The organism is Streptomyces sp. NPDC045678, from assembly GCF_056432085.1.
In genome coordinates this window covers 39,602-66,273 of sequence record NZ_JBWKJS010000010.1, presented here as the reverse complement: position 1 = coordinate 66,273, position 26,672 = coordinate 39,602, and the positions used below count along the sequence as shown (strand labels likewise).

The 26,672-nt window shown below is 72.2% G+C and carries 21 protein-coding genes and 1 riboswitch; of the genes, 9 read left to right on the top strand and 12 right to left on the bottom strand.

Annotated elements, in window-relative coordinates; all coding sequences use genetic code 11:
* Window positions 1-37: 37 nt before the first annotated feature.
* From pstS to AC07DO_RS31370, 4 genes are all read right to left on the bottom strand, one after another.
* Window positions 38-1,198: a phosphate ABC transporter substrate-binding protein PstS gene (gene pstS, locus AC07DO_RS31385; RefSeq protein WP_479064343.1), complete on the bottom strand. Its 1,161-nt coding sequence runs from the start codon at window positions 1,196-1,198 to the stop codon at window positions 38-40.
* A gap of 138 nt (window positions 1,199-1,336) precedes the next feature.
* On the bottom strand, window positions 1,337-2,107 hold the full coding sequence (locus AC07DO_RS31380) for an SDR family oxidoreductase (protein WP_479064341.1): 771 nt from the start codon (window positions 2,105-2,107) through the stop codon (window positions 1,337-1,339).
* On the bottom strand, window positions 2,104-3,324 hold the full coding sequence (locus tag AC07DO_RS31375) for an acyl-CoA dehydrogenase family protein (protein WP_479064339.1): 1,221 nt from the start codon (window positions 3,322-3,324) through the stop codon (window positions 2,104-2,106). The genes AC07DO_RS31380 and AC07DO_RS31375 overlap by 4 nt, the downstream gene beginning before the upstream one ends.
* Window positions 3,325-3,394: 70 nt before the next feature.
* The gene (locus AC07DO_RS31370) at window positions 3,395-4,081 is read right to left on the bottom strand and encodes an HAD family hydrolase (RefSeq protein ID WP_479064337.1); all 687 of its coding nucleotides are present in this window, start codon (window positions 4,079-4,081) and stop codon (window positions 3,395-3,397) included.
* A 154-nt stretch (window positions 4,082-4,235) separates the two neighbouring features.
* Between AC07DO_RS31370 and AC07DO_RS31365 the strand changes: the two genes are divergently transcribed.
* Together AC07DO_RS31365 and AC07DO_RS31360 are read left to right on the top strand one after the other, a co-directional pair.
* Window positions 4,236-5,177 carry an alpha/beta fold hydrolase gene (locus tag AC07DO_RS31365; protein WP_479064334.1) on the top strand — a complete coding sequence of 314 codons (942 nt, stop codon included), beginning with the start codon at window positions 4,236-4,238 and terminating at the stop codon, window positions 5,175-5,177.
* Between the two features lie 54 nt (window positions 5,178-5,231).
* Window positions 5,232-5,882, top strand: coding sequence for a TetR/AcrR family transcriptional regulator (locus AC07DO_RS31360; protein ID WP_479064332.1), 651 nt, complete (start codon window positions 5,232-5,234; stop codon window positions 5,880-5,882).
* A 28-nt stretch (window positions 5,883-5,910) separates the two neighbouring features.
* On the opposite strand, the gene AC07DO_RS31355 is transcribed toward AC07DO_RS31360, so the two are convergent.
* Both AC07DO_RS31355 and AC07DO_RS31350 read right to left on the bottom strand, forming a co-directional pair.
* The gene (locus AC07DO_RS31355; protein ID WP_479064330.1) at window positions 5,911-6,912 is read right to left on the bottom strand and encodes a LysR family transcriptional regulator; all 1,002 of its coding nucleotides are present in this window, start codon (window positions 6,910-6,912) and stop codon (window positions 5,911-5,913) included.
* 86 nt (window positions 6,913-6,998) lie between these two features.
* On the bottom strand, window positions 6,999-7,871 hold the full coding sequence (locus AC07DO_RS31350) for an LLM class flavin-dependent oxidoreductase (RefSeq protein WP_479064328.1): 873 nt from the start codon (window positions 7,869-7,871) through the stop codon (window positions 6,999-7,001).
* Between the two features lie 110 nt (window positions 7,872-7,981).
* On the opposite strand from AC07DO_RS31350, the gene AC07DO_RS31345 reads away from it, so the two are divergent.
* The 3 genes from AC07DO_RS31345 (at window position 7,982) to AC07DO_RS31335 (ending at window position 11,145) form a co-directional block, all read left to right on the top strand.
* The gene (locus tag AC07DO_RS31345) at window positions 7,982-8,524 is read left to right on the top strand and encodes a GNAT family N-acetyltransferase (RefSeq protein WP_479064326.1); all 543 of its coding nucleotides are present in this window, start codon (window positions 7,982-7,984) and stop codon (window positions 8,522-8,524) included.
* 62 nt (window positions 8,525-8,586) lie between these two features.
* The gene (locus AC07DO_RS31340; protein WP_479064324.1) at window positions 8,587-8,859 is read left to right on the top strand and encodes a hypothetical protein; all 273 of its coding nucleotides are present in this window, start codon (window positions 8,587-8,589) and stop codon (window positions 8,857-8,859) included.
* Between the two features lie 45 nt (window positions 8,860-8,904).
* Window positions 8,905-11,145, top strand: a complete 2,241-nt coding sequence (locus tag AC07DO_RS31335) for a phosphoinositide-specific phospholipase C-related protein (RefSeq protein WP_479064322.1) — start codon at window positions 8,905-8,907, stop codon at window positions 11,143-11,145.
* A 27-nt stretch (window positions 11,146-11,172) separates the two neighbouring features.
* Here the strand turns inward: AC07DO_RS31335 and AC07DO_RS31330 are convergent, their stop codons facing one another.
* Entirely contained in the window at window positions 11,173-14,901 is a 3,729-nt protein-coding gene (locus AC07DO_RS31330) for an AAA family ATPase (protein ID WP_479064320.1), read from the bottom strand.
* Window positions 14,901-15,599, bottom strand: coding sequence for a GNAT family N-acetyltransferase (locus tag AC07DO_RS31325; RefSeq protein ID WP_479064886.1), 699 nt, complete (start codon window positions 15,597-15,599; stop codon window positions 14,901-14,903). The genes AC07DO_RS31330 and AC07DO_RS31325 overlap by 1 nt, the downstream gene beginning before the upstream one ends.
* A gap of 277 nt (window positions 15,600-15,876) precedes the next feature.
* A riboswitch (cobalamin riboswitch) is annotated at window positions 15,877-16,096 on the top strand.
* Between the two features lie 164 nt (window positions 16,097-16,260).
* Between AC07DO_RS31325 and metE the strand changes: the two genes are divergently transcribed.
* The 3 genes from metE (at window position 16,261) to AC07DO_RS31310 (ending at window position 20,194) form a co-directional block, all read left to right on the top strand.
* Window positions 16,261-18,585 (top strand): 5-methyltetrahydropteroyltriglutamate--homocysteine S-methyltransferase, encoded by a 2,325-nt coding sequence (gene metE, locus AC07DO_RS31320; RefSeq protein WP_479064319.1) that lies wholly within the window; start codon window positions 16,261-16,263, stop codon window positions 18,583-18,585.
* 225 nt (window positions 18,586-18,810) lie between these two features.
* Window positions 18,811-19,230: a hypothetical protein gene (locus tag AC07DO_RS31315; RefSeq protein WP_479064317.1), complete on the top strand. Its 420-nt coding sequence runs from the start codon at window positions 18,811-18,813 to the stop codon at window positions 19,228-19,230.
* A gap of 100 nt (window positions 19,231-19,330) precedes the next feature.
* The gene (locus tag AC07DO_RS31310) at window positions 19,331-20,194 is read left to right on the top strand and encodes an alpha/beta hydrolase (RefSeq protein WP_479064315.1); all 864 of its coding nucleotides are present in this window, start codon (window positions 19,331-19,333) and stop codon (window positions 20,192-20,194) included.
* A 28-nt stretch (window positions 20,195-20,222) separates the two neighbouring features.
* On the opposite strand, the gene AC07DO_RS31305 is transcribed toward AC07DO_RS31310, so the two are convergent.
* The 4 genes from AC07DO_RS31305 to AC07DO_RS31290 all read right to left on the bottom strand — a co-directional run bounded on the left by AC07DO_RS31305 (window position 20,223) and on the right by AC07DO_RS31290 (window position 25,554).
* Complete coding sequence (locus AC07DO_RS31305) at window positions 20,223-22,958, bottom strand: discoidin domain-containing protein (protein WP_479064310.1); 2,736 nt, start codon at window positions 22,956-22,958, stop codon at window positions 20,223-20,225.
* A 167-nt stretch (window positions 22,959-23,125) separates the two neighbouring features.
* Entirely contained in the window at window positions 23,126-24,547 is a 1,422-nt protein-coding gene (locus tag AC07DO_RS31300) for an NAD(P)/FAD-dependent oxidoreductase (protein WP_479064307.1), read from the bottom strand.
* 114 nt (window positions 24,548-24,661) lie between these two features.
* Window positions 24,662-25,291: a hypothetical protein gene (locus AC07DO_RS31295; protein WP_479064305.1), complete on the bottom strand. Its 630-nt coding sequence runs from the start codon at window positions 25,289-25,291 to the stop codon at window positions 24,662-24,664.
* Window positions 25,292-25,359: 68 nt separating this feature from the next.
* Window positions 25,360-25,554: an antitoxin gene (locus AC07DO_RS31290; protein ID WP_479064303.1), complete on the bottom strand. Its 195-nt coding sequence runs from the start codon at window positions 25,552-25,554 to the stop codon at window positions 25,360-25,362.
* A 199-nt stretch (window positions 25,555-25,753) separates the two neighbouring features.
* Between AC07DO_RS31290 and AC07DO_RS31285 the strand changes: the two genes are divergently transcribed.
* Window positions 25,754-26,632, top strand: coding sequence for an NPP1 family protein (locus tag AC07DO_RS31285; RefSeq protein WP_479064301.1), 879 nt, complete (start codon window positions 25,754-25,756; stop codon window positions 26,630-26,632).
* Window positions 26,633-26,672: the final 40 nt, after the last annotated feature.

Below are 26,672 nucleotides of genomic sequence, written 5' to 3'. Positions count from 1 at the left end.
TCACGCGGTCCGGGGCCCGACGTACCCCCGGCTTCTCTCAGGAGAGCGTGTCCACCACGTCCCGTACCTGCCCGGCGACCGACTCCGGCAGCGGCGCGTAGCTCAGGCGTGACAGGTCCTTCTGCCCCACCTTGCTCGCCGTGTAGGTCAGGAACGACTTGAGGGCGGGCAGGGTCGCCTTCTGGTTCCCCTTGTCGCAGACGATCTCGTAGGTGACCTGGACGATCGGGTACGCGCCGGGCGTCGACGCGCCGTAGCGGAACTTCAGCTTCATGTCCTTGCCGGTGCCGGCGACCTGAGCGGCCGCGATGCCCGCCGACGCCGTCGCGGGAGTCGGTGCGACCGGGGCGGGCGCGCCGGTGTCGATGTTCACGGTCTTGATCTGGCGGGCCCGCGCGAAGGACAGCTCGAAGTACCCGATCGCGCCGACGCCGGAGGTCACCTCCGAGGCGACACCGCTCGACCCGCTCGCGGACGCGCCGCCCCTCCCCTGCCAGGACTTGGCCACGAGGTGGGGCCAGGCCGCGGGGGCCGCGCCCGCCAGGTAGGCCTGGAAGTTCTGCGTCGTGCCGGAGTCGTCGGACCGGTGCACGGGACGGATGGGCATCGACGGCAGCGCGGCGCCCGGGTTGAGCCGCCGGATCTCCGGGGCGTCCCACGCAGTGATCTTCTGGTCGAAGATCTTGGCGAGGGTGGGAGCGTCGAGCACCAGGTCGTCGACGCCGGGCACGTCGTAACCGATCGCGATGGGGCCGCCGACCATGGGCAGGTCGATGGCCCGCCCGCCCCGGCACACGTCCTTCGAGCGCTCGACCTCATCGGGCTTGAGCGCGCTGTCGGAGCCGCCGAACGCGGTCGCACCCCGCAGGAACTGCGCGCCGCCCGCGCCCGATCCGATCGGGTTGTACGCGATCCGCACCTTCGGGCAGACGCTCTGATAGTGCTTGATCCAGTACTTCATCGCGTTCTGCTGCGCGCTCGACCCGGTCCCCTGGACCCTGCCCGCGTCGGCACAGTCGATCCCGGCGACGGCGGCGCCGGCCTCGGACCCCGCGTCACCGTCCCCGCCGTCACCGTCGCCCCCGAGCCCCGCGACACCGCATCCCGTCAGTGACAGCGCCAGCAGCGCCGTGAGGGAGACCGCGGTGCGCGCTCCCCCTCCTTGGTGGTACGTACGTCCTGGACGTGGGCGTTGCAACGTTGTCCCCTCGGGGTACCGCGGAATGGATCTCGATCTGACGCGAAATGCTCGCACCCCCCGCCGAGCGGGCGGGTGACGCGGGGGCGAACATCGGGCGACTTCCTGCGGTACGGAGGGCGAGCGGTGAGCGGGGCGTTACAGCGGGCCACCCCCGAGGAGCTGGCCGCCGTCCACCACGAGGGTCTCCCCCGTGATCCAGCGGGCGCCCTCCCCGGCGAGGAAGGCCACGGCCTCGCCCAGATCCTCGGGTTCGCCGATGCGGCCGAGGGGCGTGGCCGCGGCGACCGCCGCCTCGTTCTCCTCCCACAGCGCCTCGGCGAGCTTGGTGCGGACCACTCCGGGGGCGATGGCGTTGACGCGGACCTTCGGGGCCAGTTCCAGGGCGAGTTGCTTGGTGAGATGGATGAGTGCGGCCTTGGAGACGTGGTAGATGCCGACGTCCTGGGCGACCGTGAGGCCGCCGATCGATGCGGTGTTGACGACGGAGCCGCCGTGCTCGCCCATCCACGTCTTCACCGCGAGCGACGTCCACAGGATCGGTGCCCAGAGGTTGACGTCCATCGTCTTGGCGAAGCGACCGTGGTCCTGGTCGACGACCGGGCCGTACGCCGGGTTCGTACCGGCATTGTTGACGAGGATGTCGAGGCTGCCGTACGTCGCGACGGTGTGCTCGACGCAGGCGCGCGCGGCGGCCTCGTCGGTGGCGTGGGCGCCGAACCCGGATACCCCGTCGCCGAGTCGGGCCGCCGCCTCCTTGGCGCGCTCCTCGCTGCGCGAGGTGACCACGACCCGCGCGCCGCGGTCGCGCAGCGCGGCGGCCGCCGCGAGACCGATGCCCCGCGAGGCGCCGGTGACGACGGCGACCTTCCCGGCCAGGGAGCCCTGACCGTCACGCGGCGCGCTCATCGGCCGCTCCGCTCGTTCTCGCGGCGGCGCAGTTCACGCAGCGCGATGGCCCGCTTGTGCACCTCGTCGGGGCCGTCCGCGAGCCGCAGGGTGCGCAGGTGGGCGTACATGCTGGCGAGCGGGAAGTCGTCGCTGACACCGCCGCCGCCGTGCACCTGGATGGCCCGGTCGACGACCTTGAGCGCGACCTCGGGTGCGGCGACCTTGATGGCGGCGATCTCCGTCCGCGCCTCCTTGTTGCCCACGGTGTCCATCAGGTACGCGGCCCTGAGGGTCAGCAGGCGTGCCATGTCGATCTCGACGCGGGACTCGGCGATCCAGTCCTGGATGTTCGCCCGGTCGGCGAGCGGCGCCCCGAACGTCGTACGTGACTGGGCGCGGTCGATCATCAGGTCCAGCGCGCGCTCCGCCATGCCGATCGTGCGCATGCAGTGGTGGATGCGTCCGGGACCGAGCCGCGCCTGGCTGATCATGAACCCGTCGCCCTCGCCCGCGAGGAGCGCCGTGGCGGGGACGCGTACGTCCTCGAAGAGCACCTCCGCGTGGCCCTCGCGGTCCTGGTAGCCGAAGACGGGGAGGTTGCGCAGGACCGTGACGCCGGGGGTGTCGAGCGGGACGACCGTCATGCTCTGCTGGCGGTGGCTCGGCCCGTCCGGGTCGGTCTTGCCCATGACGATGAGCACCCGGCAGTTCTTGTGCAGGGCGTTGGAGGTCCACCACTTGCGGCCGTTGAGGACGTAGTCGTCGCCGTCGCGGACCATCCGCATCTCGATGTTGCGGGCGTCGGAGCTGGCGACGGCCGGCTCGGTCATGGCGAACGCGGAGGCGATCTCGCCGGCGAGCAGCGGCTTCAGCCACTTCTCCTTGTGCTCCTCGGTGCCGAAGAGCGTGAGGACCTCCATGTTGCCGGTGTCCGGCGCGTTGCAGTTGGTGGCCTCGGGGGCGAGGTGCGCGCTGCGGCCCATGATCTCCGCCAGCGTCGCGTACTCCAGGTTGGTCAGGCCCGGGCCCCACTCGGGGTGCGGGTGGAAGAGGTTCCACAGACCCTGCTTCCTCGCCTCGGCCTTGAGCTCCTCAAGGACCGGCGGGTGGAAGTGCGGATCGCCCGACCCCGCCATCTGGGCCTCGTACACCGCCTCCGCGGGGTGGACGTGCTCGTCCATGAAGGCGAGCAGCCGCTCCTGGTACTCCTTGGCCCTGTCGGTCACGTCGAACACGGGTCGTCCTCCAACGGTCGTGGGTCAGGCAATCTTGGTCCGGATCAGGGCCCCGGCGCAGGGGTTGTCCTCAGGTGCGCCGCGGAACACCCGGCCCGGCCGCGGCACCGGCACCGCCCGCCGGGACGAGGAGCCGCGCCAGCTGTGCCGCGGTCGTGGGCGCGTCGCGGTGTACGACTCCGGCGATGCCGAGCCGTTCCGCCGCCACGACGTTCTGCGGCAGGTCGTCGACCATCACGGTGTCCTCGGGCCGGGCGCCGAGACGCTCGCACGCGGTGGCGTAGGCGCGGCGGGACGGCTTGCGCACGCCGATGTCCCCGGACACGGTGACGGCGTCGAACATCGCGGGCAGGTCGAAGCCGTCGTAGCAGTGGTCTCCGAGGGAGTTGGAGAGCAGGCCCACGCGTCGCCCCTCGGCCCGCAACGTCGCCGCCAGGGTGATCATGTCGGGGTCGGGGCGCAGCCGGGCCTGGATGCGGCGCACCAGGCCCGGGCCCTCGACCGCCGCTCCGTGGGCCCGCAGCCTCGCCGCGAGGCCGTTCTCGAATTCCGCCTCCTTGATGCGGCCTTCCTCGTGCGCCACGAGCAGGGCGCCGCTCTCCTCGTCCTTGGAGAGGAGCCGCAGCAACAGCCGCGGATCGTCGGCCAGTTCCGTGCCGAGCTCCTCGAACGCGGTGACGACGCTGGTGGTCAGCACCCCGCCGAAGTCGAACAGGACCGCCGTGCGTACCCGTACGTCCGTGTCACCCGTCGCCATCGCCACCGCGCCTTCGCTCGTCCCGGTCCCGTCAACGTATTTGAATCCGGGTTCAGGTTCAAGAGCGTGGGGCGTCCCGCCCGCCAAGCACGGCGTCGCCTTGTACATTGAACCCAACGTCAAGTTCAGAGCGCGGACCACGGAGGTTCTGCACATGCCGACACACGTCACCCCCGCCGAGTGGGAGCGCGTCGCGACGCGCTCGGTCACCTCGGGCGACATCACGCTCCGCGTCTTCGACCACGGCGACGGAGAGCCTGGCAGGCCTCCGGTGGTCCTGTGCCACGGCTTCCCGGAGCTGGCGTTCTCCTGGCGGCACCAGGTCTTCGCGCTGGCGAGCGCCGGGTACCGCGTCCTCGTCCCCGACATGCGGGGGTACGGCGGGAGCTCGCAGCCCGCCGACGTCGACGCGTACGACATCCTGACGCTCTGCGGCGACCTGGCCGCGGTCCTCGACGACGTGGGTGCGGACGACGCCGTCTTCGTGGGGCACGACTGGGGTGCCATGGTGGTGTGGCAGATGGCCCTGGCCCGCCCGGAGCGGGTGCGCGCGGCGGCCGGGATGAGCGTGCCGGTGACGCGGCGCGCCCCGGCGCCGCCGATCCCGATCCTGCGCAAGCGGCTCGGCGAGGACTTCTACATGGTCTGGTTCCAGGAGCCCGGCGCGGCGGACGCGGCCCTCGGCCGCAACGTGCGCAGGACGCTCGTGGCGAAGGAGATCTACTCGGCCCGGTGGGCCGAGCAGCACGACGAGCCGTCGTCGCCCCCGCCGTGGCTCAGCGAGGAGGAACTCGCCTACTACGTCGAGACGTTCGAACGCACCGGCTTCACCGGCGGGCTCAACTACTACCGCAACCTCGACCGCAACTGGGAGCTCACCGAGCACCTGGCCGACCGCCGCGTCACCCAGCCCTCGCTGTTCCTCACCGGCTCCAAGGACCTCGTCGGCCAGTTCATGCCGGCGAAGGACCTCGACCACATGCTGACCGATCAGCGCGCCCACGTCGTGCTCGAAGGCGGCGGCCACTGGATTCAGCAGCAGCGTCCCGACGAGGTGAACGCCGCTCTGCTCGACTTCCTCTCCCAGGTCGGCTGATACCATCCGCTGCCACCGATACGTACAGGTTCGACCGACAGTGAATGGATCGCAGTGGCTGCCCAGGCCCCGGCCGCAGACGGCGGCGAGAAGCAACCGATCACACCCCGCAGTGCCCGTGGCGTCAGGACGCGCAACGCGCTGATCGCCGCCGCGCGCGAGGTGTTCGAGCGCGACGGGTACCTGGACGCCCGTATCACGGACATCTCCAAGGCGGCGCACGTCGCCTCCGGGTCGTTCTACACGTATTTCAACAGCAAGGAAGAGATCTTCCAGGCGCTGGTCGAGCAGGTGCAGGAGGAGATGCTCCACCCGCACCTGCGCGAGCGCACCGGCATCACCGACCCCCGGAAGCTCATCGACGCGTCGAACCGCGAATACCTGCGTGCGTACAAGAAGAACGCCCGCCTGATGGCACTGTTCGAGCAAGTCGCCCAGGTCGACGAGCAGTTCATGGCGCTGCGCATCGAGCGGGGCAACGCGTTCGCCCGGCGCAACGCCAAGCTCATCCGGACCCTCCAGGAGAACGGCCAGGCCGACACGTCCCTCGATCCCCTGGTCACCGCGCACGCCCTGTCCGTCATGGTGAGCCGCATGGCCTACATGGTGTTCGTGCTCGGGCAGCGCATCCCGTACGAGCGGCTCGTCACGACGCTCAACACGATCTGGGAGAACGGGCTGCAACTGCGGGACGGCGAGCACTGATCCCGGCCGCGGACCTTGGCTCCCCCGGCTACCAGCCGCGCGCGGACTCCAACAGATGGTCCCTGACCAGGGCCACGTGCGGGTTGTCGGAGGAGCCGGGGCGCTGGACGAGGTAGCCCGTGTTGATGGGCGGGTCGTCCGGGTCGTTGAGCAGGACCAGTGCGCCGGACGCGAGTTCGTCGAGGCACAGGTAGCGGGGCAGCACGCTGAAGCCCGCGCCGCCCACGACCGCCGCCTTGACCGCGCGCAGGTCCGGCATGGTGACGGCGGGCTTGCAGACCAGGCGCTTGCCGAAGACGTGACGCCAGTAGCGGCGGACGATGGGCAGGTCCTCGGCGTACGCCACGAGGGGGACGCCGTGCAGGACCGCGGGGCCGTCGACGGCGAGCCGCGCCGCCCCGCCGATCCGCTCGGCCCAGACCGCGGAGGTGACGAGGACGAACTCCTCGTCGGCGAGGGGCACGGAAGCCAGGGCCCTGCCGCGGGGGCGGGCCGTGGCGATCAGCAGGTCGTGCCGGCCCGCGCGCATCTCCTCCAGGAGATCGTCCGTCAGGCCGGTCGCGACCCGCAGCACCACCCCCTTCTCCACCAGTGGCGCGATCCGCGGCAGTACGCAGTGGGAGAGGAGTTCCGCAGGGCCGGCCACGTGCACCGGCTCGGCGGAGCTGTCGCCGCCGTGGCCCGCGACCTCGGCGAGCGTGTCCAGGGGCTCGACGATGCGGGCCGCCAGCTCGTCCGCGAAGGGTGCGGGGGCCGCGCCGCGCGGGAGCCGCTCGAACAGTTCCCGGTCGAGCCTGCGCTCCAGGGACCGGATCTGCGCGGTGACCGTGGGCTGTGACAGGCCGAGGAGGCGGGCGGCCGCCGTGAAGGAACCGGAGCGGTAGACGGCGAGGAAGGTGCGGAGTTGATTCAGGTCCAGGGAGGCGGTGGTGCTCGGAGTGCCTGATGCGCCGGGCGCCGCGTCCCCCTGCCCACCGGCCTCGGCTTCGGCTTCGGCTTCGGCGCTGACATCGGTGTTCCTATGCCTCATGCGCGGGAGCATAGGGCATGCCGATGGGTGGGGCGACTGGTGAGGAGGGACGCGGCGATGGTCTGCGGCGGTCGGGGGGCAGGGAGTCAGGGCATCAGCGGGGCCACGGCGTCCGTGACGAAGCGGATGAACCCCTCCGGGTCCGGTTCGTCGGCGGTGGGCTGCAGGACGACCGTGTCGGCCCCCGCCCCGGCGAGCCGCCGGACGGCCTCCGCCACGGCCTCCGCGCCCCCTGCGACCCCGAGGCCCTCGGTCCCGTCCCGCCCCTCGCCGCGGAGCTCGGCCCGCAGCCGGGTCTCCGCGTCCGGCCCGGTCGCGGCGAGCAGATAGACCACCACCGGGTGGGCTCCCTCGCGCCCGGCCGACTTCCGGCCCTCGTCGATGAGTTGGCGTGCCCTGCGTACCCCGTCCGGGGTCGCGCTCGCGTCCAGGATGGTGCCGTCCGCCGCCTCTCCGGTGAGCCGCAGCGAGCGCGGACCTCGTGCACCCGCGTACACCGCGGGGGCGGTCGCGGGCGGCCAGTCGAGCGCCACGCCGTCGAGGTGGACGTACCGCCCGTGGGTCGTGACGCGCTCACCCGCGAGCAGCGCCCTCATCGCGTCGAGATGTTCGCGCAGGAGGGTGACCGGCGACTCGGCCCGCGCCCCCACCTGCCCCATCCAGTCCTGCACGCCGTGTCCGACACCGAGCATGACGCGGTCGGGGAAGAGGCGGTGCAGCGTGGCTGCCTCCATGGTGGCGAGAGCGACGTTCCGCAGCGGCACGGGCAGCAGCCCCACCCCCACGCGCAGCCGCTCGGACCAGGCGAGCGCGGCGGAGGCCGCCGCGATGCCGCTCTCCAGGAAGCAGTCCTCCCAGAGCCACAGCTCTTCGAGGCCCGCGTCGTCGGCCGTGCGCACCATGTCGCGCAGGCGCTCGGGGGGAAGTTGGGGACGGAAGACCACGCCGAGAGTCGTCATGTCGCTTTCCTATCCCGGCCGCTCGCCCGCGATCAACAGAGAATCGACTGCTTCGTCGCCGCCTCGGTAAGGGTTGTGGCGTACAAGACCCTTACTGAAGGGTGAGGGCCATGAGCCATCCCGACGGACAACAACTCACCGTGCCCAGGACCGGCGTTACCCGCGTGCGCCGCGCCGTGGCGGAGGACGTTCCCGAACTCGTACGCCTGCGGTCGCTGCTCTTCGCGACCCGCGACGAGGAGTACTTCAAGCCCGCGCCGGACAACGGCGGCGCCCCGGCCCCGGACGACTGGCGCCGCAACCTCGCCGCGGTGCTGGAGGAACAGCTGACGGCCGACGCCGCCCGCATCCTCGTCGTGGACGGCGCACACGGACTCGCCGCCTGCGGAATCGGTACCGTCGAGCAGTGGTTCCCCGGTCCGCACAGCCTCACCGGCCGGGTCGGCCACGTGATCGGCGTGGTCACCGACCCCGCGTACCGGCGGCGCGGGCACAGCCGGGCCGTCATGCGGGCGCTGCTCGACTGGTTCCGTACGCAAGGTGCCTCCCGCGTCGACCTGTACGCCTCAGCCGAAGGCGAGCCGCTGTACCGGAACCTGGGCTTCGTCGACCACCCCGACCCCGCCCTGTACTGGCGTCCGGCCCACCGCTGAGCCGCGCGCGCCCATTCGCCCGGAGAGACCTGCGGCTGTAGGGGCTCACCCCGTTCATCTGCGTGCTGTCGCTGTTCTGGGCCGTGTCGTCGTACGCGGCGATCGCGGGCCGGGGCGGCGGCAGCTGTTTCCGGCGCGGCACCGACAAGGGGAGCCGGTACGCGTACGAGTACGGCGGGCTGCGCCTGTTCCACGTCTCCGGAGACCGCGTTTTCCTCGTGCCGCGCGACTGGACGCCCGATGACGGCACGCTCCACGTGCTCAAGGAAGGGGACGGTCAGCGCGTCGACCTGCTCAGCGGGGCGGGTCGCCGGGCCGGGGAGTGCCTGGGTTGACGGGTCGGTGTGGCGTCGCGTCCCGAGCCAGAGGATGATCGTTTCGTGAGTGGCAGCGACGCGGAGCACAAGGGCGCCACCGCGACCGAGCAGCCCCGGTGGCGTGGGCGGTGGCGGCGTCCGTCGTCCTGGCTGCGGCCCGCGGCCTGGGGCGTGCTGACCCTGTGCACCGTCGTCCTCGTCCTCGCCGGCTGTGCCCGCGCGACGGTGCTGAACCGTGTCTTCTACCAGGCCGTCCTGGACGAACAGGGCGCGTACGAGCGGCTGTACGACGAGGTGCTCGTCGACCCCGCGACGGCACGCGTCACCCGTGATCTGCTCGGCCGGCTGCCCGTGCCCGAGGCGCAGGTGACGGCGAACCTGAAGAACGTGCTGCCGCCCGCCACCCTGCGCACCCTGGTGGACGAGCAGATCGGTCACGCCGTGGCGTACCTGCGCGGGCAGGAACCGCGCCTGCGCCTCTCCGTCGACCTGCGGCCCGTCCTGACGAACATCGGCAGCTTCGCCGAGATCTACCTCGGTGACCTGGTCGCCTCCGCCCAGGGACGCGAATCCCCCGACTTCGCCGCGTTCACGCGAGAGCTGACGGCCGCTCTGGACGACATCTCCCGTGGCCGGCGCCCCGACAACCTCCCCGAGCTGCGCCTCGAGCCCACGGCGGCACGGCAGGCGGCGGAGTGGCTCGTAAAGGCCGTCCCTGAGGACCGGCGAGCGGCGCTGCGTCCTCAGGTGGAGGCATCGCTCGGCACCGGGGACGTGGCATCCGCGCTGGCCGCTGTGGGGCCGTACGCGCTCGGCGACCGGGTGCCCGGCGCCGCTTCGGATCTGTCGGCCCTCACGGACGACGGCCGCTGGAACGTCGTACCGGATCTGAAGGCCGCGGGCGTCGACCTGGGCGCGGCCGAGCAGGCCCGGTGGTTCACCAGGCTGGCGCTGGGCTGGGTCCAGGGCATCGCCGGCGTGCTGGCCCTCGGGGCGGGCTGCGTGCTGGCCTTCACCGGTTCCGCGTCCTGGGCGGTGCGGGTGCGCCGCGTCGGCACAGCGCTCGCCGCGGGAGGCGCGCTGTCGGCCGTGGTCCTCGCCGTCGCGCGGTGGCAGGTCGGGGACCTGATGGTCCGCCCGCCGTCGGGCTGGCCGCCCTCCATGAGCCGGCTCCTCGACGACGTGCAGCACGGTGCGGCCGACGCCCTCGTCTCGGTCGGGCTGATCACGTCGGCGCTCCCGCTGGGGGCGGGTCTTGCGCTGGCCGGGGCGCCGTGGACGTACGAGAAGATCGTGGCGCGCCGCGGAGCGCGGCTGACCGGGCGGCGGCGGAGCGCGGTGCTCGGCACGGCGGGCGGAGTCCTCGTGGCCGTCGCGATGGTGGGCGCGGTGCTCGCCCCTCTCGCGGCGGGCAAGGACGCCCGCGAGCTGTGCCTGGGCTCGGAGTCGCTCTGCGACAGGCCGTACGACCAGGTCGCCTTCCTGGCCACGCACAACGCCATGTCGACGACCGCGGACCGGTTCATCGGCCCGCTCCAGGACCCGGACATCGTCGCGCAGTTGGACGCTGGGGCCCGGGGCCTCCTGATCGACACCCAGACGTGGGAGACCCCCGAGGAGATCTCCGAGCGGCTCCGGGAAGCGGATTTCCCACCCGACACGAAGCAGCAGATCACCCGTCTGGCCGAGCGCGCCAACCCGCCGCGCCCGGGTATGTGGCTGTGTCACGCGGTGTGCCGCGCCGGAGCGATCCCCCTCGTGGAGACGCTGCGCGAGATCGGCACCTGGCTCGACGAGCACCCCGGTGAACTGGTCACCCTGATCGTCCAGGACGCCATCGACGGCGAGCGGACGCGGGAGGCGTTTCATCGGGCGGGGCTGGAACGGCTGCTGTTCACACCGGACTCCGACCCGGACCGCCCCTGGCCCACACTCGGCCAGATGATCGACTCGGGGCGACGCCTGGTGGTCTTCGCCGAGGAGGCCGACGGCCCGGCGCCCTGGTACCGCAACTTCTACCGGTACGGCATGGAGACCCCGTTCGCCTACACCGCACCGGGACAGATGAACTGCGTTCCGCACCGCGGCGGCACCGGCAAGCGGCTGTTCCTGCTGAACCACTTCATCACCGACATGGGCGGCAGCCGTCTCGACGCCGCCGTCGTCAACAGACGCGACTTCATCCTGGAGCGGGCCCGACGCTGCGAGAAGGAGCGCGGCCGGCCGGTCAATTTCATCGCCGTCGACTTCGCGACGATCGGCGACGCGCTGGGCGCGGTCGAGACGCTCAACAGACGACGCTGAACGGGTGACGCTGAACGGGTCTGACGACTACGGGCGTTCGAGTCTGCTGAGGAGCCGCGGGTCCACGGCGAGAACCATGATGCCGCGCGGCCCGGCCGCCAGGATGCGATGTCCGGGCAGGAAACGGGTGTGCCACAGCACCGAACCGATGCGGAGGTGGTGCTCCTGATGCGTCTCGAGGGACCACAGCGCCACCGAACAGGTGTGTCCTCCGGTGACCGCCAGTGGCTTCCCCGCGATGTGGGTCGTGCGGACGTCCGACAACTCCATGCCGTGCCCGCGTTCAAGGTGGACGTCGGACACCACCGACCCGTCGTCGGTGTTCCAGACCAGCACACGGGAGTACGACCCGACCGCGACGGCCACCGGGACGTCTCCCGAACGGCCGACCGCGACCTTCGAGGTGGTGAGCGGGTCACCCGTGCCCCCGTGGGCGCTGAGCGGCAGGTCCTGGTAGCGCGCCTCGTCGGTGGTCACGTCCCACAGCCGTACTTCGCGGGGCAGCTGCCAGTTCCAGGTGATGACCCTGAGAGTTCCGTGCCGCTCCTCGGGCAGAGCGGCGACCTGGAATCCGCCGCCGTGGCAGGCGAGCGGTGCTCGGAACGGTGCACCGGTGGCCAGGTCGACGAAGTGCAAGTGACCGCTTCTCGTGGGGACGAGCAGTACGGGCCGTCCGTGATGCGCTGCGGCCACGACGGTCGTGTCGGCTTCCGCGACGGGCATGTCGCGCACGGCCCGCGCGTCCGGGAACCGCCGCAGTGCGAGGTGCCGACGGGCGTCCAGGGTGACGAAGGAACATGGATCGCCGGGAAGTGTGACCGCCGTACGGCATTCCTCCTCCGGAGGCAGTTCGCCGAGCACCTCACCGGTGGCCGCGTCGAAGACGACGAGGGCGCCGTCGCCCCTGACCGCCGCGACGCAGTCGCGCTGTGCGGCGTCGATGCCCGAGGCGACGCTCCGGTAGCTGTTGGCGGGGGCCGGTGGTCCGACGGCCGGGTTGTCCCAGACACGTACGGAACCGTCGCGTCCCCCGGTGATGAGCACGGTGGAACCGTTCAACTCGCACTGGGCGAGCGACTCGATCCCTCCGTCGTGAGCGGCCAACTGCCGTACCTCGCCCCGCGCGTCACGCGTGAAGAGGTTCCCGTTCCAGTCGCCCCAGCTCCAGGCCTCTCGGTGCCGACCGGTGAAGAGCGCGACGAAGACGCCGGCGTCGCCTTGGTGCGGTTCCCCGGCGATCTCGCCGCGGACCGGCTCCCAAGCGAGCACGTGGCCTCTCTGAGCGCCGAGAAGGATCAGGGGTTCGCCCTCGCGCTCGGCGATCGAAGCCGTCCAGAAGTGCGTGTCCGGCCCCCAGTCCGCCACCCGGACCGCGGGACGCAGTGGTTCGCCGAGCGGGACGGCGGCGTTCAGATCCCACACGGCCGTCTCGCCTTCCGGTCCTGCCACCACGGCGAGGCAGCGCCCGGCGACGTGGTCCACGTCGAGGATCCGGTCCTCTTCCCCGAGCACGACGCGCGGCAATGCGAAGCGGTGACCGTCCTCCGCGGACAAGACCTCGATCGCGAGGTCACTGTCGACGGTGACCACCGCGGTGCGCTCTTCGAGACGGACCGACCAGACACCACCGAATGCGGCACGGTTCCGGGCGAGGACCTGGTGCGAGTACGTCGCGTCGGGCGTCGTCCGCAGCAGGCTCCCGTCCTCGTGCAGGGTCACGACGGCCATGCCGTCGCCCTCCCGGAAGGCCGCCATGTCGGTGATGGGCGACGCCGGCTCGCGGATACCCGTCGCCACCGGTTCACCCTCCGCGAGGTACCAGGCCTGCACCCCCCAGTCGCTCGCCGAGGCCACGACGACTCCCCGAGGAGTCGCGACGACGGCCAGGGCGATGACGTAGTCCTCGTGGTGCCCGAGCATGCGGCTCTCGGCCAGGGCGTCCCAGTGCGCCCACAGCGCCGACCAGGGACGCTCGGGCTCGGTGGCCCCCAGCGCCTCCGCCAGGCGCTCGTCGCCGGTCATGCGGGCCGCCATCTCCAGGTAGCAGACGCGCTCGTCCTCCGGCGCCACGAGGAGCTGCTGGCCCACCCGCTGGACGAGTCGGGCCACGCGCCGGCCCGCTTCGGTGCGTGCCGCGGGCAGGGCTGCCAGCAGGCGGGCCGGGTCCGCGCGGGCGAGGAAGCCCGCGTCACTCAGGAGCCGGTCCAGCACCCGGCCCTCGCCCGCGTGGTGGGCCAGGTGGAGGCGCGTGTACCTGTCGGCGTTCGCCCAGTCCCGGCCAGGGCCGCCACCGGAGGACGGCGGCAGTTGCCCGAGGAGTACGTCCGTCAGGTCGCGTTGGATCCCGACCGGGGAACGTCGGCGTGCGCCGAGCTGTCGCAGGTGTTCGCCGAGCGCCTCGTGGAAGAGCCGGAACGCGACCCGGTCTCCGTGGTCCGTGCGGTGGAGCAGATCGACGGCGTTGGTGTCGAGGAGCAGCCGGGCCACGTCGTGTTCCGAGTACGCGGCGGTTCCCAGCGCGGTGGCCGCGGCCGCCCAGATGCGCGGGTCGTCGAAGCCGTCGCCCCGGGACCAGGCGAGTGCCATCAGCAGATCGCGCAGCCACGGGCCGCCCGGCACGTCGCGCAGGTACCGGTCCATGGCGGCGCCGACCGTGGCGGGAAACGCTTCCGTCCGCCCGGGGCCGCCGAGGTCGACCGGCTCGGCGGAAGCCATCAAGGAGAGTGCCGTCAGCTGTGCCACCAGGAAGCTGGAGCCGGCGCGCGCGGCGACGGCGGTGGCGACCGCGGCAGCCTGTGCGGGCCGTGTCCGGTAGGGCGTGCGGATCTGCGGGTCGGGCTCGGCGAGCAACGTACGGCGTACGTACTCGGCGACGTCACGCCGGTCCCGGTAGCGCTCGGCATCGAGGTCGAGCACGACCGCCGAGGCTCCGAAGAGGCGCAGCAGGCCGTCGTCGCCGCCTCGGCGCGTGCCGACGAGCAGGCGGATTCCCGTCCGTTCCGCTGCTGCCGCGAGGGGTTCGAGCAGGTCGACGATGAGGCGGTACGGGTCGGAGGCCTCGTCGACGCCGTCCACGACCACCACGGCGGGCCGCGGGTCCGGCTCCTCACGGAGGTGCGCCAACAGGCCGCTGGACGTCGTCTCGTCGATCGTCAGGGCCTGGCAGATCGCGGTGGCCACTTCGTCGGCGGTACGGCCGCGCACGTGGACGGCGACGGCGAAGGCTCCGGTCGGTGGCAGCGTTCCTGCCGGTGCGGTGGCGAGCAACCCGTCGCGCAGCGCGGCATCGGCCAGGCTCACCAGTCTCCCGAGAACCGCCGACTTGCCGGATCCCGGAGCGCCGGTCACGACCCGGGCCCGCTCGACGTCCGGCCCCTCGCCCCGGATCCAGCCGACCAGCTCCCGCAGGACCTGGACGCGGCCGCTGAAGTACGAGCCCTCGCGCACGATCGACGGCAGGATCCCCCGGCCCCGGGGGTGGAAGTGACTGCGCAACTGCTCGGCCCGCTGTGCGGCCGCGGAGTCGGACGTGAGGGCCCGCAGCCGCTCCTGCTCGGCCCGCGTCGCGGCGCGGTCGCGCAACCGGTCGACGGCCGGCGGGACGGCGAATGCGCAGAGGACGAGCAGAGCCGTGAGCACGACCAGGGCCGTGGTGACGTGGTCGGAGGTGAGAACTCCGAGGACCGCGCCGATCGACGCGCCGAGTCCCGGCAGCAGGTGGATCAGGAGCCGCTCGGCCGGCGGGCGCCGGCTCATCACGGGCGGAAGTCGTCGGCGGGCAGGTCGTGTTCGGTGAACCGGCCGCAGGACCGTAAGCCCGGTCGGCGGTAGACGGGCTCGCCGTCGGCCGAGGCCTGGAGCACGGCGACGGTGTGGTCGCGGTCGCGGGCGGCGTGGAGCGCGGCGAAGGTCATCGCGCCGCCGTAGCCGCGTCCTCGGTGTGCGGCCAGGGTGCTGATGTTGTGGATCCCTGCGACGCCCGCGTACGCGAACGCCCCGGCGGAGCAGACAACTTGGCCCGCCGCGTGGCCGACGAGGAAGCGGGGCGGGCAGTCCGGAGCGAGTGCCTGCGCGGCGGCGCGGACGTGGAAGCGACGCACGGTCTCGGCGGGCGGAGTCCGGTTCGCGGCGGGGACCGTGGCGTGGTCGTCGAGTTGCCGACGTGTCGATACGGGCCGGATGTCCGGCCCGGGCACGGAGGGTTGCGGCGGGAGCTCGTCCAGGTGTGTCCACATCGCCGTCTCCTGTTCCGCGGCCGACAGTCCGGCGGCCGCAAGAAGGGCGGACAGGTCCGGCGCTGTCGAGGTGGGGCGGACCCACCACGAGAAGGCGCGGCCCGTCGCGGCCGGTGCCCGTGCGGCGACGGCGATCAGGAGGTCGTCGGTCTCCACGACGCCGGTACCCGGTGTGTCCCGGTGCAGATGGCAGGAGTGCTCGGCGAGGTCCCTCTCCATCCTGTCGAGCGGGTCGGCGCGGTCGTCGCCGCCGGCCGGTCCGAGGGGTGGACCGTCGTCGTGATGGTGGTTCATATCTCCGTAGCTTGCCGTGCCGCGGCCCTGCCCGTCGGCCGATTCGGGCCGTCGGCAACCGGGTGGGGCAGGAACGCGCGGGTGGGCGGGAAGCGCGGAGTGTGCCGCCTTCCCGCCCCCGTGACCCAAGCGCGTCGCGCACGTGTTCCACCTCACCTCCTCAATACCGGACACGACCCGGTCCGCCGGCGGACGGCGCCGTAAGGTGATCAGTGCAGCTGGTTCGCCCCGTCCGCCAGAGGGGAGCGTCGCAAGAGGGAACCCGGTGGGAATCCGGGACTGCCCCGCAGCGGTGAGCGGGAACGACCGCCGTCACACGCACTGGGACCGACGAACGGTCCTGGGAAGCGACGGCCAGTAGATGTCCTCCCCCGGAGGACGTGCCCGCGAGTCCGAAGACCTGCCCGCTGTCCGTGCCCGAACCATTCGTGCGCGGATATCCCGGTGACCTCGAGGGCGGGTCGGCGAACACATCTGACGGACCACCGCGCCCGGCGCGGATTCCCGGACCGTCCGGTGCGTCACCCCTTCGCGCTGTCGTCCCGTCCCCGGGATCTCAGGGATTCATCTCGCGAAGGAGATCTCCGTGACCACCAAGACCGCAGCCGCGGCAGCACGCGCCACCGTGTACGGCTACCCCCGCCAGGGCCCCCACCGCGAACTGAAGAAGGCCGTCGAGGGCTACTGGAAGGGCCGCGTCACCGCCGACGCCCTGCGCGCCGCCTCCGCCGACCTCCGCCGCGCCAACTGGCGGGAGCTCGCCGACGCCGGCATCGGCGAAGTCCCGACCGGCGACTTCTCGTACTACGACCACGTCCTGGACACCACCGTCATGGTGGGCGCGATCCCGGAGCGGCACCGCGCCGCAACCGACGCGGACGCCCTGGACGGCTACTTCGCCATGGCGCGCGGCACGCAGGACGTGGCGCCGCTGGAGATGACGAAGTGGTTCGACACCAACTACCACTACCTGGTCCCCGAGTTGGGCCCCGGCACAGTGTTCACCGCCGACTCGTCCAAGCAGGTGGCCGAGTTCAAGGAGGCCCGTGCGCTGGGTCTGACGGCGCGGCCGGTGCTCGTCGGGCCGGTGACGTACCTCCTGCTGGCCAAGCCCGCGCCCGGGGTCGCCGCCGACTTCGACCCGCTGACGCTGCTCGACCGACTGCTTCCGGTGTACGCGGAGGTGCTCGCCGACCTGCGCGCGGCGGGCGCCGAATGGGTTCAGCTGGACGAGCCCGCCCTCGTCCAGGACCGCACGCCCGCCGACCTCAACGCGGCCGAGCGCGCCTACCGTGACCTCGGCGCCCTGACCGATCGCCCCAAGCTGCTTGTCGCGTCGTACTTCGACCGGCTCGGCGACGCGCTCCCCGTGCTCGCGAAGGCCCCGGTCGACGGCCTCGCCCTCGACTTCACCGAGGCGGCCGCCGGCAACCTCGAAGCGCTGGCCTCCGTGGGCGGACTGCCCGGCAAGCGCCTGGTCGCCGGTGTCGTCAACGGCCGCAACATCTGGGTCAACGACCTGGAGAAGTCCCTGTCCACCCTCGGCACACTGCTGGGCCTCGCCGAGCGGGTGGACGTGGCCGCGTCCTGCTCCCTCCTGCACGTCCCCCTCGACACGGGGCTGGAGCGGGACATCGAACCGCAGATCCTGCGCTGGCTGGCGTTCGCCCGCCAGAAGACCGCGGAGATCGTGACGCTCGCCCGCGGCCTGGCCCGGGGCACCCACACGATCTCCACCCAACTCGCCGCGAACCGCGCCGATCTGGCCTCACGGGCCGGCTCTCCCATCACCCGCGACCCGGCCGTCCGTGCCCGTACCGGCGCCGTCACGGACGCCGACGCCCGGCGCTCCCAGCCGTACGCGGAGCGGACCGCCGCCCAGCGCGCCGCGCTCGGCCTGCCGCTGCTGCCGACGACGACCATCGGCTCGTTCCCGCAGACCGGTGAACTGCGCACGGCCCGCGCCGACCTGCGGGCCGGGCGGATCGACGGCGCCGGGTACGAGGAGCGGATCAAGGCCGAGATCCAGGAGGTGATCTCGTTCCAGGAGAAGACGGGCATCGACGTCCTGGTGCACGGCGAGCCCGAGCGCAACGACATGGTGCAGTACTTCGCCGAACAGCTCACCGGCTACCTCGCCACACAGCACGGGTGGGTCCAGTCGTACGGCACGCGCTATGTGCGCCCGCCGATCCTCGCCGGTGACATCTCGCGCCCCGAGCCGATGACGGTGCGCTGGACGACGTACGCCAACTCCCTCACCGACCGGCCCGTCAAGGGCATGCTCACGGGCCCGGTCACCATGCTCGCCTGGTCCTTCGTCCGTGACGACCAGCCGCTCGGCGACACCGCGCGCCAGGTCGCCCTCGCCCTGCGCGACGAGGTCGACGACCTGGAGGCGGCCGGCACCTCGGTCATCCAGGTCGACGAACCCGCACTGCGCGAGACGCTGCCCCTGCGCGCCGCCGACCACCCCGCCTACCTGGCCTGGGCCACCGAGTCCTTCCGCCTCACCACCAGCGGGGTGCGTCCGGACACGCAGATCCACACGCACATGTGCTACGCGGAGTTCGGCGACATCGTCCAGGCCATCGACGACCTCGACGCCGACGTCATCAGCCTGGAGGCGGCCCGTTCGCACATGCAGGTGGCCCGCGAGCTCGCCGCGCACGGCTATCCGCGCGAAGCGGGCCCCGGCGTGTACGACATCCACTCCCCGCGCGTCCCCAGCGCCGAGGAGGCGGCCGCCCTGCTGCGCAAGGGACTCGACGCCATCCCCGCCGAACGGCTCTGGGTCAACCCCGACTGCGGCCTGAAGACGCGCGGCTGGCCCGAGACCCGCTCCTCGCTGGAGAACCTGGTCGCGGCCGCCAGGACGGTCCGCGAAGAGATCGGGGCCAGGAGGTCCTGACGCGCGTGCGGCGCTCCGGTTCGAACCGGAGCGCCGCACACATGTGCCCCACCGGGCGGGCGGTGACCTGGTCGGCCGTCATGTGTCCGAGGTGATGTACTCGGTGGTGTCCGGCCCGTGGCTCGTAGCGCCCGCTCATTTCCTGTCGCGCTCTGCGTCGCGTCGCACCGTGCAAGGATGCGTCCACCCGAGCAGTACTCCGCGCCTCTCCCGAGGCCCCACCTCATGAGGCAAGTTCCCTCGCTCATGTTCGTCCTGTACGTGGCCTGCGCGGTGTGCAAGGCACACATCGCACACCTCGAGTTCACCCCTCCCGGCACGCATCCCGTCAGCATGCCGCGCTGGGACGCGACGAGCCGGGCCGCCTACGCGACGTCCAGGAACCACTCGCTCTGGTGGTTCACCGTGGAGAGCGAGGCATACACGAACGGCGCGGGTGAAAACGTTTCGGCCGAGGACGCGGACCGTTACCGAAGAGCCTTCCGCTATCCGCGCACCTTCGCCCGCATCCACACGGCGGGCCTCAAAGGGGACGCGGGTTTCTGCGCGGAGTGCGATGTCCCTTACTGCGCCCGGCACTGGCGCCACCAGGAGACGGCAGCCGGCGAGGGCGCGACGCTGTGTCCGCTGGGCCACCGGCGCTGACGCGCCCTCGCTCGGGCCCCGGCCGTCGCCCACCCCTTCCCGGTGGGTACTCGTCCGCACCTACGGTGATCGAGGCACCGACTGAGACACAGGAGGCCATGTGTTCGACGACTTCGAGCTGACGCGGTGCGAGGGCGACGGGGTGCGACTGCGGGTACGGCACGGCGGGAGCGGGCCCGCGGTGCTGCTCCTGCACGGTCATCCTCGTACCCACGCGACCTGGCATCGCGTCGCCCCGCTGCTGGTCGCGGCCGGATACACGGTCGTCTGCCCGGACCTGCGGGGCTACGGCGCCTCCGGGAAACCGCCCACCGACGAGCGGCACAGCCCCTACTCCAAGCGCGCCATGGCGGGTGACTGCCTCGCGGTGATGCGCGGACTCGGGCACGAACGGTTCGCCGTGGTGGGGCACGACCGGGGTGCGTACGTGGCGACGCGCCTGACTCTGGACCACCCGGACTCGGTGTCCGCCCTGAGCGTCCTTGACGCCGTTCCCATCGGCGAGGCACTGCGGCGCTGCGACGCGACGTTCGCCGCGCGCTGGTGGCACTGGTTCTTCCTCGGCCAGACCGACAAGTGCGCCGAACGCGTCATCAACGCCGACCCCGACGCCTGGTACAGGGCCACTCCGGAGCAGATGGGCGCCGCGGCGTACGAGGACTACCGGCGGGCGATCCACGACCCGGCCACCGTGCACGCCATGTGCGAGGACTACCGGGCGGGCCTCGGCGTCGACCGGGAGCACGACGACGCCGACCGGCTGGCCGGCCGGCGCATCGAGTGTCCTCTCCAGGTGCTGTGGGCCACCCGCGACGACATGGCCGAGCTCTACGGCGACGTACTGGGCGTCTGGCGCGACTGGGCGGTCCGCCCACCGTCCGGGGGGCCTGTCGAGTCCGGCCACCACATCGCCGAGGAGGCCCCCGCCGAACTAGCCGCCGCCCTGGTCGGGTTCTGGAGCTGATCCGCTCCGGAACCGACGCCCTCCTGCGCTAGTTCACCGTCAGCTCCGCGACTCCCGGGTGCTTCTTCGCCCCCGCCTCGCCGCGCACGGTCACCCGCACGTACCGCGCGAGCCGCGGGTCGTGCGCGTCCACCCGGTGCCAGTTCCGTCCGTCGAGGGAGACCTCGACGCTGTGGGCGGCCGGCTCGATGTCGCTCCAGGTCGGCGTGGCCTTCTTGACGCGCATCGGCTTGGTGAGGTCCGTCGTGAGCCGGCCGTTCGCGCCGTCCGGAACCCAGGCGGTCGCCGAGTTGCCGTCGAAGGCGGCGCCCGCGTACATGCCGGGCTGCTCGGAGGAGGCCTTGGCGGTGGTGCAGCGGGCCGCGTTGGTGGTGGGGGCCAGGTCGGGGCGGCGGGTCTCCAGGACGACGGGGGCGTCCTTGCCGAGGGTCCGCCTGCCCTGCGGGGTGTCGAGCGTCATCGGCGCTCCGCCGGTGAGGCGCACGGTCGTGCGGCGGGCGCCGATCTCGATGTCGTACGTGCGCCCCTGCCAGGCCAGGCCGCGCAGGGTGACGCCGCGGCCGAGCTGCGGGGGCAGCATCGGGTCGAGGTGGAGGCTGTTCTCCCGCATCCGCATGCCGGTGAGGCCGTTGGTGAAGGTCTGCAGGAAGCCGCCCTTGCCGGTGAGGAAGTCGTGCGCGGGCGAGCCCGACAGGGGGTCATCGGCGCCCGCCTTGTCCCCGCGGGCCTCCGAGAACTGCGCGAAGGGGCCGCGGACGAACGGCTTGATGGAGCGCTCCAGGTAGGTGTACGTGGAGCAGCCCGGCTCACCGATTCCGGCGGCGTCGACGGCGTGCACCGAGTCCGTCATGGCCGGGCCGTCCGGGTCGGTGCGCTGCGCGTAGTAGTCGAGGGTGGCGGCCGCCGCGCCCTCGGGCATCTTCCACTCCAGCGGGTACATCAGGAGGACCGTGTCGGCCTGCTTGATGGTGCTGCCCTTGTAGCCGTCGTACTGCTGGAAGACCTTGCGTCCCTCGTCGTACGGGATGCGGATGCGGTCGGCGACGGTCTTCCACTCCGCGGGGGCCCGCTCCCCGGCGAGTTCGGCGGCGCGGCTGGCGTGGCGCAGGGCGGTGACGGCGCCCGCGTTGGTGAAGACCGCGTCGTCGACGCCGTTGCTGTACTCGTCGGGCCCGGCCGTGTCCTTGATCGAGTAGCTGCCGTCCTTGTTGCGGCTGACGCGGCCGGCCCAGAACTCGGCGATGCCCTTCATGACCGGGTAGCCGCGCTCGCGCAGCCAGTCCGTGTCCTTGGTGGCCAGGTAGTACTGCCAGGTGGCGAGGGAGATGTCGGACTGGAGGTGGATCTGGGTGCGGCAGTGCGGCGGATCGACGCTGTGGCACTCCTTGGCGAGGTTGCCCGAACTCCCGCTGTTCCAGGGGTAGAAGAGACCTTCGTAACCGAACTTCCGGGCGTTCTCGCGGGCTCCCGCGCGGGTGCGGTAACGGTAGTCGACCACGGACTTGGCGAGTTCGGGCCGGGTGGCGAGCAGGCCCGGGTACATCCAGGTCTCGGCGTCCCAGAAGACGAGACCGGCGTAGTTGTCGCTGGTCAGGCCCGCGGGCGCGATGCTGTTCGAGGCGCCTCGGCGGGTGTTGGCGAGCAGCCCGTACTGCGCGGACCGCACCCATGACTGCATCTCGCGCTGCCCGCGCACCTCGATGTCGCCCCGCCACAGCTCGGCCCAGGCGGCGGTGTGGGCGCGCAGCAGGGTCCGCCAGCCGCGGTCGGCGGCCCGCCGCGAGGTGGCGGTGGCGTCCCGGCGCGGTGCGCGGGAGGTCAGGCCCGTGTCGACGCCGACGTACTTGGTGAAGTCGTACGACTGTCCGCGCCGGACCGGCAGCGCGATGTCCTGGCGCGCCGTCAGGTTCTTTGCGTGCTTGGCCTGTTGGGCCTTGGCTCCGCGCGCCCCGTGGTCGGCGCGCAGCGTGGAGGCGACGGCTCCGTCGACCTTCGTGCCCTCCGTGCGGAAGGCGACGTCCATGCTCGGCGTGGCACGGGAGCCGTCGCGGTGTCCGCCGGTCCGGTCGCCGCCGCCGGTCTGCTGGATGCGACGTGCGCCGCGGCCGTCCAGCAGGTCGGTGACGGTGGCTTTGCCGCTCCAGTGCGGCGTCATCCTCATCCGGACGGCACCGACGTGCGGGTCGGTGCGGTCGGCGAGCACCTCGTAGACGAGATCGGTGCGGCGCCCGTCGGCGGCCGTCCAGGTCAGCGACGTACGGACGACACCGCAGTGCAGGAGGAGCGACTGGCGGTAGTCGGAGATGCGGTCGGACGGCGTAGAAGAGTTGAAGGTATCGCCCTGCGCTCCGCCCGTACTGACCGTGAGGGCGGACCAGTTGGGCAGGGCGGCGACGGCCTGACGGTTCTCGGCGGTCTTCGGGTTGTGCGCGTACAGCCCGGACACGAAGGAGCCGTCGTAGCGCGGGGTGAACAGCGGCCACCCCGTCTTGGCCTCGCTTTCGGTGTATCCGGCACCGTTGGGCGCCACGCGCTGTCCCAGGTAGCCGTTGCCGACGAAGGCGTGGTGGGTGTCCTTGGCGTCGGCCCGGGTGGTGGTGCCGAGGGTCCAGCCGTCACCCGTGCGGCAGTGCGCGGCGGGGGTGGTGTCACCGTCCGGGCCCGTTCCGGCCGCGACCGAGGGCACCGAGGCGACGAGGGTTCCGGCCAGCAGCACCGCGGTCAGTCGGACGGCACGCGGCCGCGCACCGAGGGAGTACGTCATTGTTCTCCGTCACTCTGGTTCGCCTTGCGAGGGTCCAGGGACCATAAATTTCCTGAACGAGTCACGTCAATAGATGCGTGTTCTCGGTCAAGTCTCGAAGACATGGAGAACGTGTGAGGGCGGGAGTGGTCACGCGCGGGGTGCGTGCGGTGTGCTGCGTTCGGCTCTCAGCGCCGCGTGCTGCTCAGTCCGCACACCGCGAGTTCCTCGGGCGTGATGGAGGGGCCCGTCTGAGCGCCGCGCCCCGGCCCCCGGGCGACGCCGAGCAGCACCTGCGGCCTGGCGAGGCAGGTCAGGGGCGCGGACAGGGTCATAAGATCGGTCAGTGCGCGCAGGACCGCGGTGTTGCCGGTGGCGGACCGCATCATCCGCTGGGTGTATCCGCGCAAAAGCCGCGCGGCAGGCGGGAGTCGGCCGCCCGTGGTGCCGGGGTAGTTGAGGTCCTCGCCGGTGGCCAAGTCCCAGGGCCCGCCCGTCGCGCGGGCCACCGACCGCTGGACGTGCCGGGCGAACCCCTCGCGGTCGGCCGGGCGCTCACCGAGGGCGCGGTCCAGTGCGGCCGCGCTGCGGGCGGCCACCGACAGGCCCTGGCCGTAGACGGGGTTGAACGTGGCGACCGCGTCGCCCAGGGCGATGAACCCGTCCGGCGCGGCGGGCAGCCGGTCGTAGCGGCGGCGCCGGTTGACGGTGCTGCGGGTGAGGTGGACGTCCGTCAGGGGCTCGGCGCGTGAGATCAGGTCGGCCACGAGGGGGTCGCGCAGGCTGCGGGCGAACGGCTCGAAGTCGGCCGCGTGCCTGGTGGGTTCGCCACCACGGGTGCCCGCGATGGTGACCAGCCAGCGGCCGCCCTCGACGGGCAGCAGCGTGGCGCCGCGGCCGGGGGTTCCGGCGCGCGGGTCGGCCTGGATGCTGACGAGCGGGAAGTCCTCCGCGCCGGGCGGGGCGCGGAAGAGGCGGGTGGCGTAGACCTGACCGGCGTCCACGACCTCTTCCCGTACGGCGGGCAGTCCGAGCCGGGCGAGGTGCCGGGAGGCCTGCGAGCCGCGGCCCGAGGCGTCGAGCACGAGGTCCGCCTCCACGTTGCCGACGGTTCCGCTGTCGATGTCCCGTAAGGCCGCGCCGGTGACCCGGCGCGGGTCGCCGAGGAGCTCCACCACTTCCGCGCCCTCGCGGAGAGTCACCTGCGGCAGGGCCAGGACGCGTTCGCGCAGCACCGCGTCGAGGAGGTCCCGGGTGCAGGAGACGAGGAACTTCGTGTCGGGCCTGCGCGGGAACCAGCCCTGGGGGCCGAGTACGACGATTCCGTCCGTCACCCCGAGCTTCCGCGCCCCCGCGGCCACCCAGGCGTCGAGGATGCCCGGCAGCAGGGCGTCGATGACGCTCGCGCCGCCCGACATCACCATGTGCGCGTGGCGGGCCTGCGGCAGCCCGCGGCGCGGTCCGGCCGTCTCGGGCATGCGGTCCCGGTCGACGAGCACCACCTCGTCCACCCGTCCCGCCAGGACGCCGGCGGCCAGCATCCCGGCCATGCCCGCGCCCAGGACGACCGCACGCCCGCTTCCGCCTGGCTCCCCGATGCGTGCGTTCATGACCTCGGCCTCCCGGGCGGACTGCGACGCCGGACGCCCCGGCGGCTCGTACGAGCACATTCCGTCCGGGGGCTCAGGCCAAACTGCGACAGGGAGCCGCCCTGCGAACACAAGTCATGAATCGGACCGTCGCGGGCGCTCGGTGGCCGCGAGTTCCACCGTGGTGACGACGCGGGTCAGGGACGGCCTGCGGGGCACGGACCCGAAACCGAAGCGGACCGGGGGTTCCACCGCCGTGAGCGCGCCCAGGTCCCGCCCGTCCCACGACGCGCGCGCCGACGTGACAGTACGCAGGTCCCTGGCGGCGTACCACTCCCTGCGCCCCCTGCCCGCGCTGCCGCGCGTCCGCACGCCCGGCATCAGCAGGCGGGCCGGCACGTCACACAGGGCGGCCCAGCCGGGGCTGCTCGCGAGGCGCCCCGGGACCAGGCGCAGCAGGCGCCCGAGCACGGTGGACCGCCCGGGTTCGAAGGCGAGCCGCAGCGGCCCCGCGGTCACGGTCCACTGTTCCCACCCCCGCCCGGGCTCGACGGTCACGGGGCAGATGGCGATGTCGTCGAAGTGGTACGTGGCGGTGACGAACTCCGCCACCTCGTCCGACGGTGCGAGCAGCACGCGACGGCCGTCGGCGTGCTCCACCATGACGTCGGCGAACGGCCCCAGCGGGGACACCGGCCAGTGACCGACGACCAGGCGCACGCCGGAACCGGTGCCGAGGCCAGCGATCCATCCGTCGAAGCGCATGCGGCCCCCGATCCTCCGTGTCCTTCGGAGGATCGGGGGCCCGCACCGTGCGCGAATGCGCCGCCCGCCTAACTCTGCGGCGGGTCCTGCTGGGACCTGTCCGAACCGAACTGGTCCCGGAGCTTGTCCTGACCGGTGTCGACCTGGCTGGAGTACTTGCCCTGGGTCTTGTCGTCGACGAAGTCGCCTGCCTTGTCGATTCCCTGCCCGGCCTTGTCCTCGTGCCCCTTGAGCATCTGCTTGAGCTTGTCCATGACCGACATGGGCTGTACCTGCCTCTCGACTCTCTGCGTTCCTCCCCTTCTCCTCCAGATTCAGGGCGCGAGGCGGGATCCGCATCCTGTGGGACGAACGAGCTTCGAACGCGTGAACCATTTCCGCGGTTCGGGCCAGGAGAGGGGCGACGGCTCCCCTGCCGGTACGCGTAACTCCTCGGACGCGTGACCAGGAGATGTTGCGGGCATGACAAGGCTGCCCGAGCTGCTCATGGCCGTCCCGAAGTGCCCGAGGAGAACCCCCTTGAACTTGAAGTCGAAGTTGAAGTCGTCGCCGGAGTCGTCATCAGAGTCGTCGTCGAAGTCGAGCCGAACGATCCGCCGTGCGTCCCTGTCCGTCGGCGGCGCCCTCACCCTGGTCGTGGCCTTCGCGGGGTCGGCCGTCGCCGCGCCGCCGCAGGCCCTGCCCCCGAGCGCCGACGGCACCGAGCAGACGTTCCAGCCCGCGTACGACTACGACGGCGACGGCTGCTACCCGACGCCCGCCATCGGCCCCGACGGAACAGTGAACGGCGGGCTCAAGCCGAGCGGCGCCGTCAACGGGCAGTGCCGTGACGCGAGCGACCTCGCCAACACCAACGGCTACGCCCGCAGCAAGTGCAACAACGGCTGGTGCGCTGTCATGTACGGCCTCTACTTCGAGAAGGACCAGGCCGTCGCCGGCAGCGGCCTCGGCGGCCACCGGCACGACTGGGAGCACGTCGTGGTGTGGGTGAAGGACGGCCGCGCCGAGTACGTCGCCACCTCGGCCCACGGCAAGTTCCGCGTCCACTCGCGCGACCAGATCCGCTGGGACGGCACCCATCCGAAGGTCGTCTACCACAAGGACGGCATCGGAACCCACTGCTTCCGCGCCGCGACCGCCGGCGACGAGCCGCCGGAGAACCACCGCGGCGCATGGCAGTTCCCCGCCCTCGTCGGCTGGAACGGCTATCCGGCGGGCCTGCGGGACAAGCTGAGCGCTCATGACTTCGGCAGCGCCACCTTCGGACTGAAGGACGGGAGCTTCCCCGGCCACCTGGCCGCGGCACTGCCGTCCGGTGTGCCTTTCGACGTCAACGCCTGAAGCGCTGGAAGGCTCGCCGCTTCACTCGCCGCTTGACGCG

Coding starts and splice junctions, on each gene's coding strand:
- AC07DO_RS31380 (WP_479064341.1), bottom strand. CDS start 2,107: ATGAGCGCGCCGCGTGACGGTCAGGGCTCCCTGGCCGGGAAGGTCGCC.
- AC07DO_RS31370 (WP_479064337.1), bottom strand. CDS start 4,081: ATGGCGACGGGTGACACGGACGTACGGGTACGCACGGCGGTCCTGTTC.
- AC07DO_RS31365 (WP_479064334.1), top strand. CDS start 4,236: ATGCCGACACACGTCACCCCCGCCGAGTGGGAGCGCGTCGCGACGCGC.
- AC07DO_RS31355 (WP_479064330.1), bottom strand. CDS start 6,912: ATGAGGCATAGGAACACCGATGTCAGCGCCGAAGCCGAAGCCGAAGCC.
- AC07DO_RS31350 (WP_479064328.1), bottom strand. CDS start 7,871: ATGACGACTCTCGGCGTGGTCTTCCGTCCCCAACTTCCCCCCGAGCGC.
- AC07DO_RS31345 (WP_479064326.1), top strand. CDS start 7,982: ATGAGCCATCCCGACGGACAACAACTCACCGTGCCCAGGACCGGCGTT.
- AC07DO_RS31330 (WP_479064320.1), bottom strand. CDS start 14,901: ATGAGCCGGCGCCCGCCGGCCGAGCGGCTCCTGATCCACCTGCTGCCG.
- AC07DO_RS31325 (WP_479064886.1), bottom strand. CDS start 15,599: ATGGAGAGGGACCTCGCCGAGCACTCCTGCCATCTGCACCGGGACACA.
- AC07DO_RS31315 (WP_479064317.1), top strand. CDS start 18,811: ATGAGGCAAGTTCCCTCGCTCATGTTCGTCCTGTACGTGGCCTGCGCG.
- AC07DO_RS31305 (WP_479064310.1), bottom strand. CDS start 22,958: ATGACGTACTCCCTCGGTGCGCGGCCGCGTGCCGTCCGACTGACCGCG.
- AC07DO_RS31300 (WP_479064307.1), bottom strand. CDS start 24,547: ATGAACGCACGCATCGGGGAGCCAGGCGGAAGCGGGCGTGCGGTCGTC.
- AC07DO_RS31295 (WP_479064305.1), bottom strand. CDS start 25,291: ATGCGCTTCGACGGATGGATCGCTGGCCTCGGCACCGGTTCCGGCGTG.
- AC07DO_RS31290 (WP_479064303.1), bottom strand. CDS start 25,554: ATGTCGGTCATGGACAAGCTCAAGCAGATGCTCAAGGGGCACGAGGAC.
- AC07DO_RS31285 (WP_479064301.1), top strand. CDS start 25,754: ATGACAAGGCTGCCCGAGCTGCTCATGGCCGTCCCGAAGTGCCCGAGG.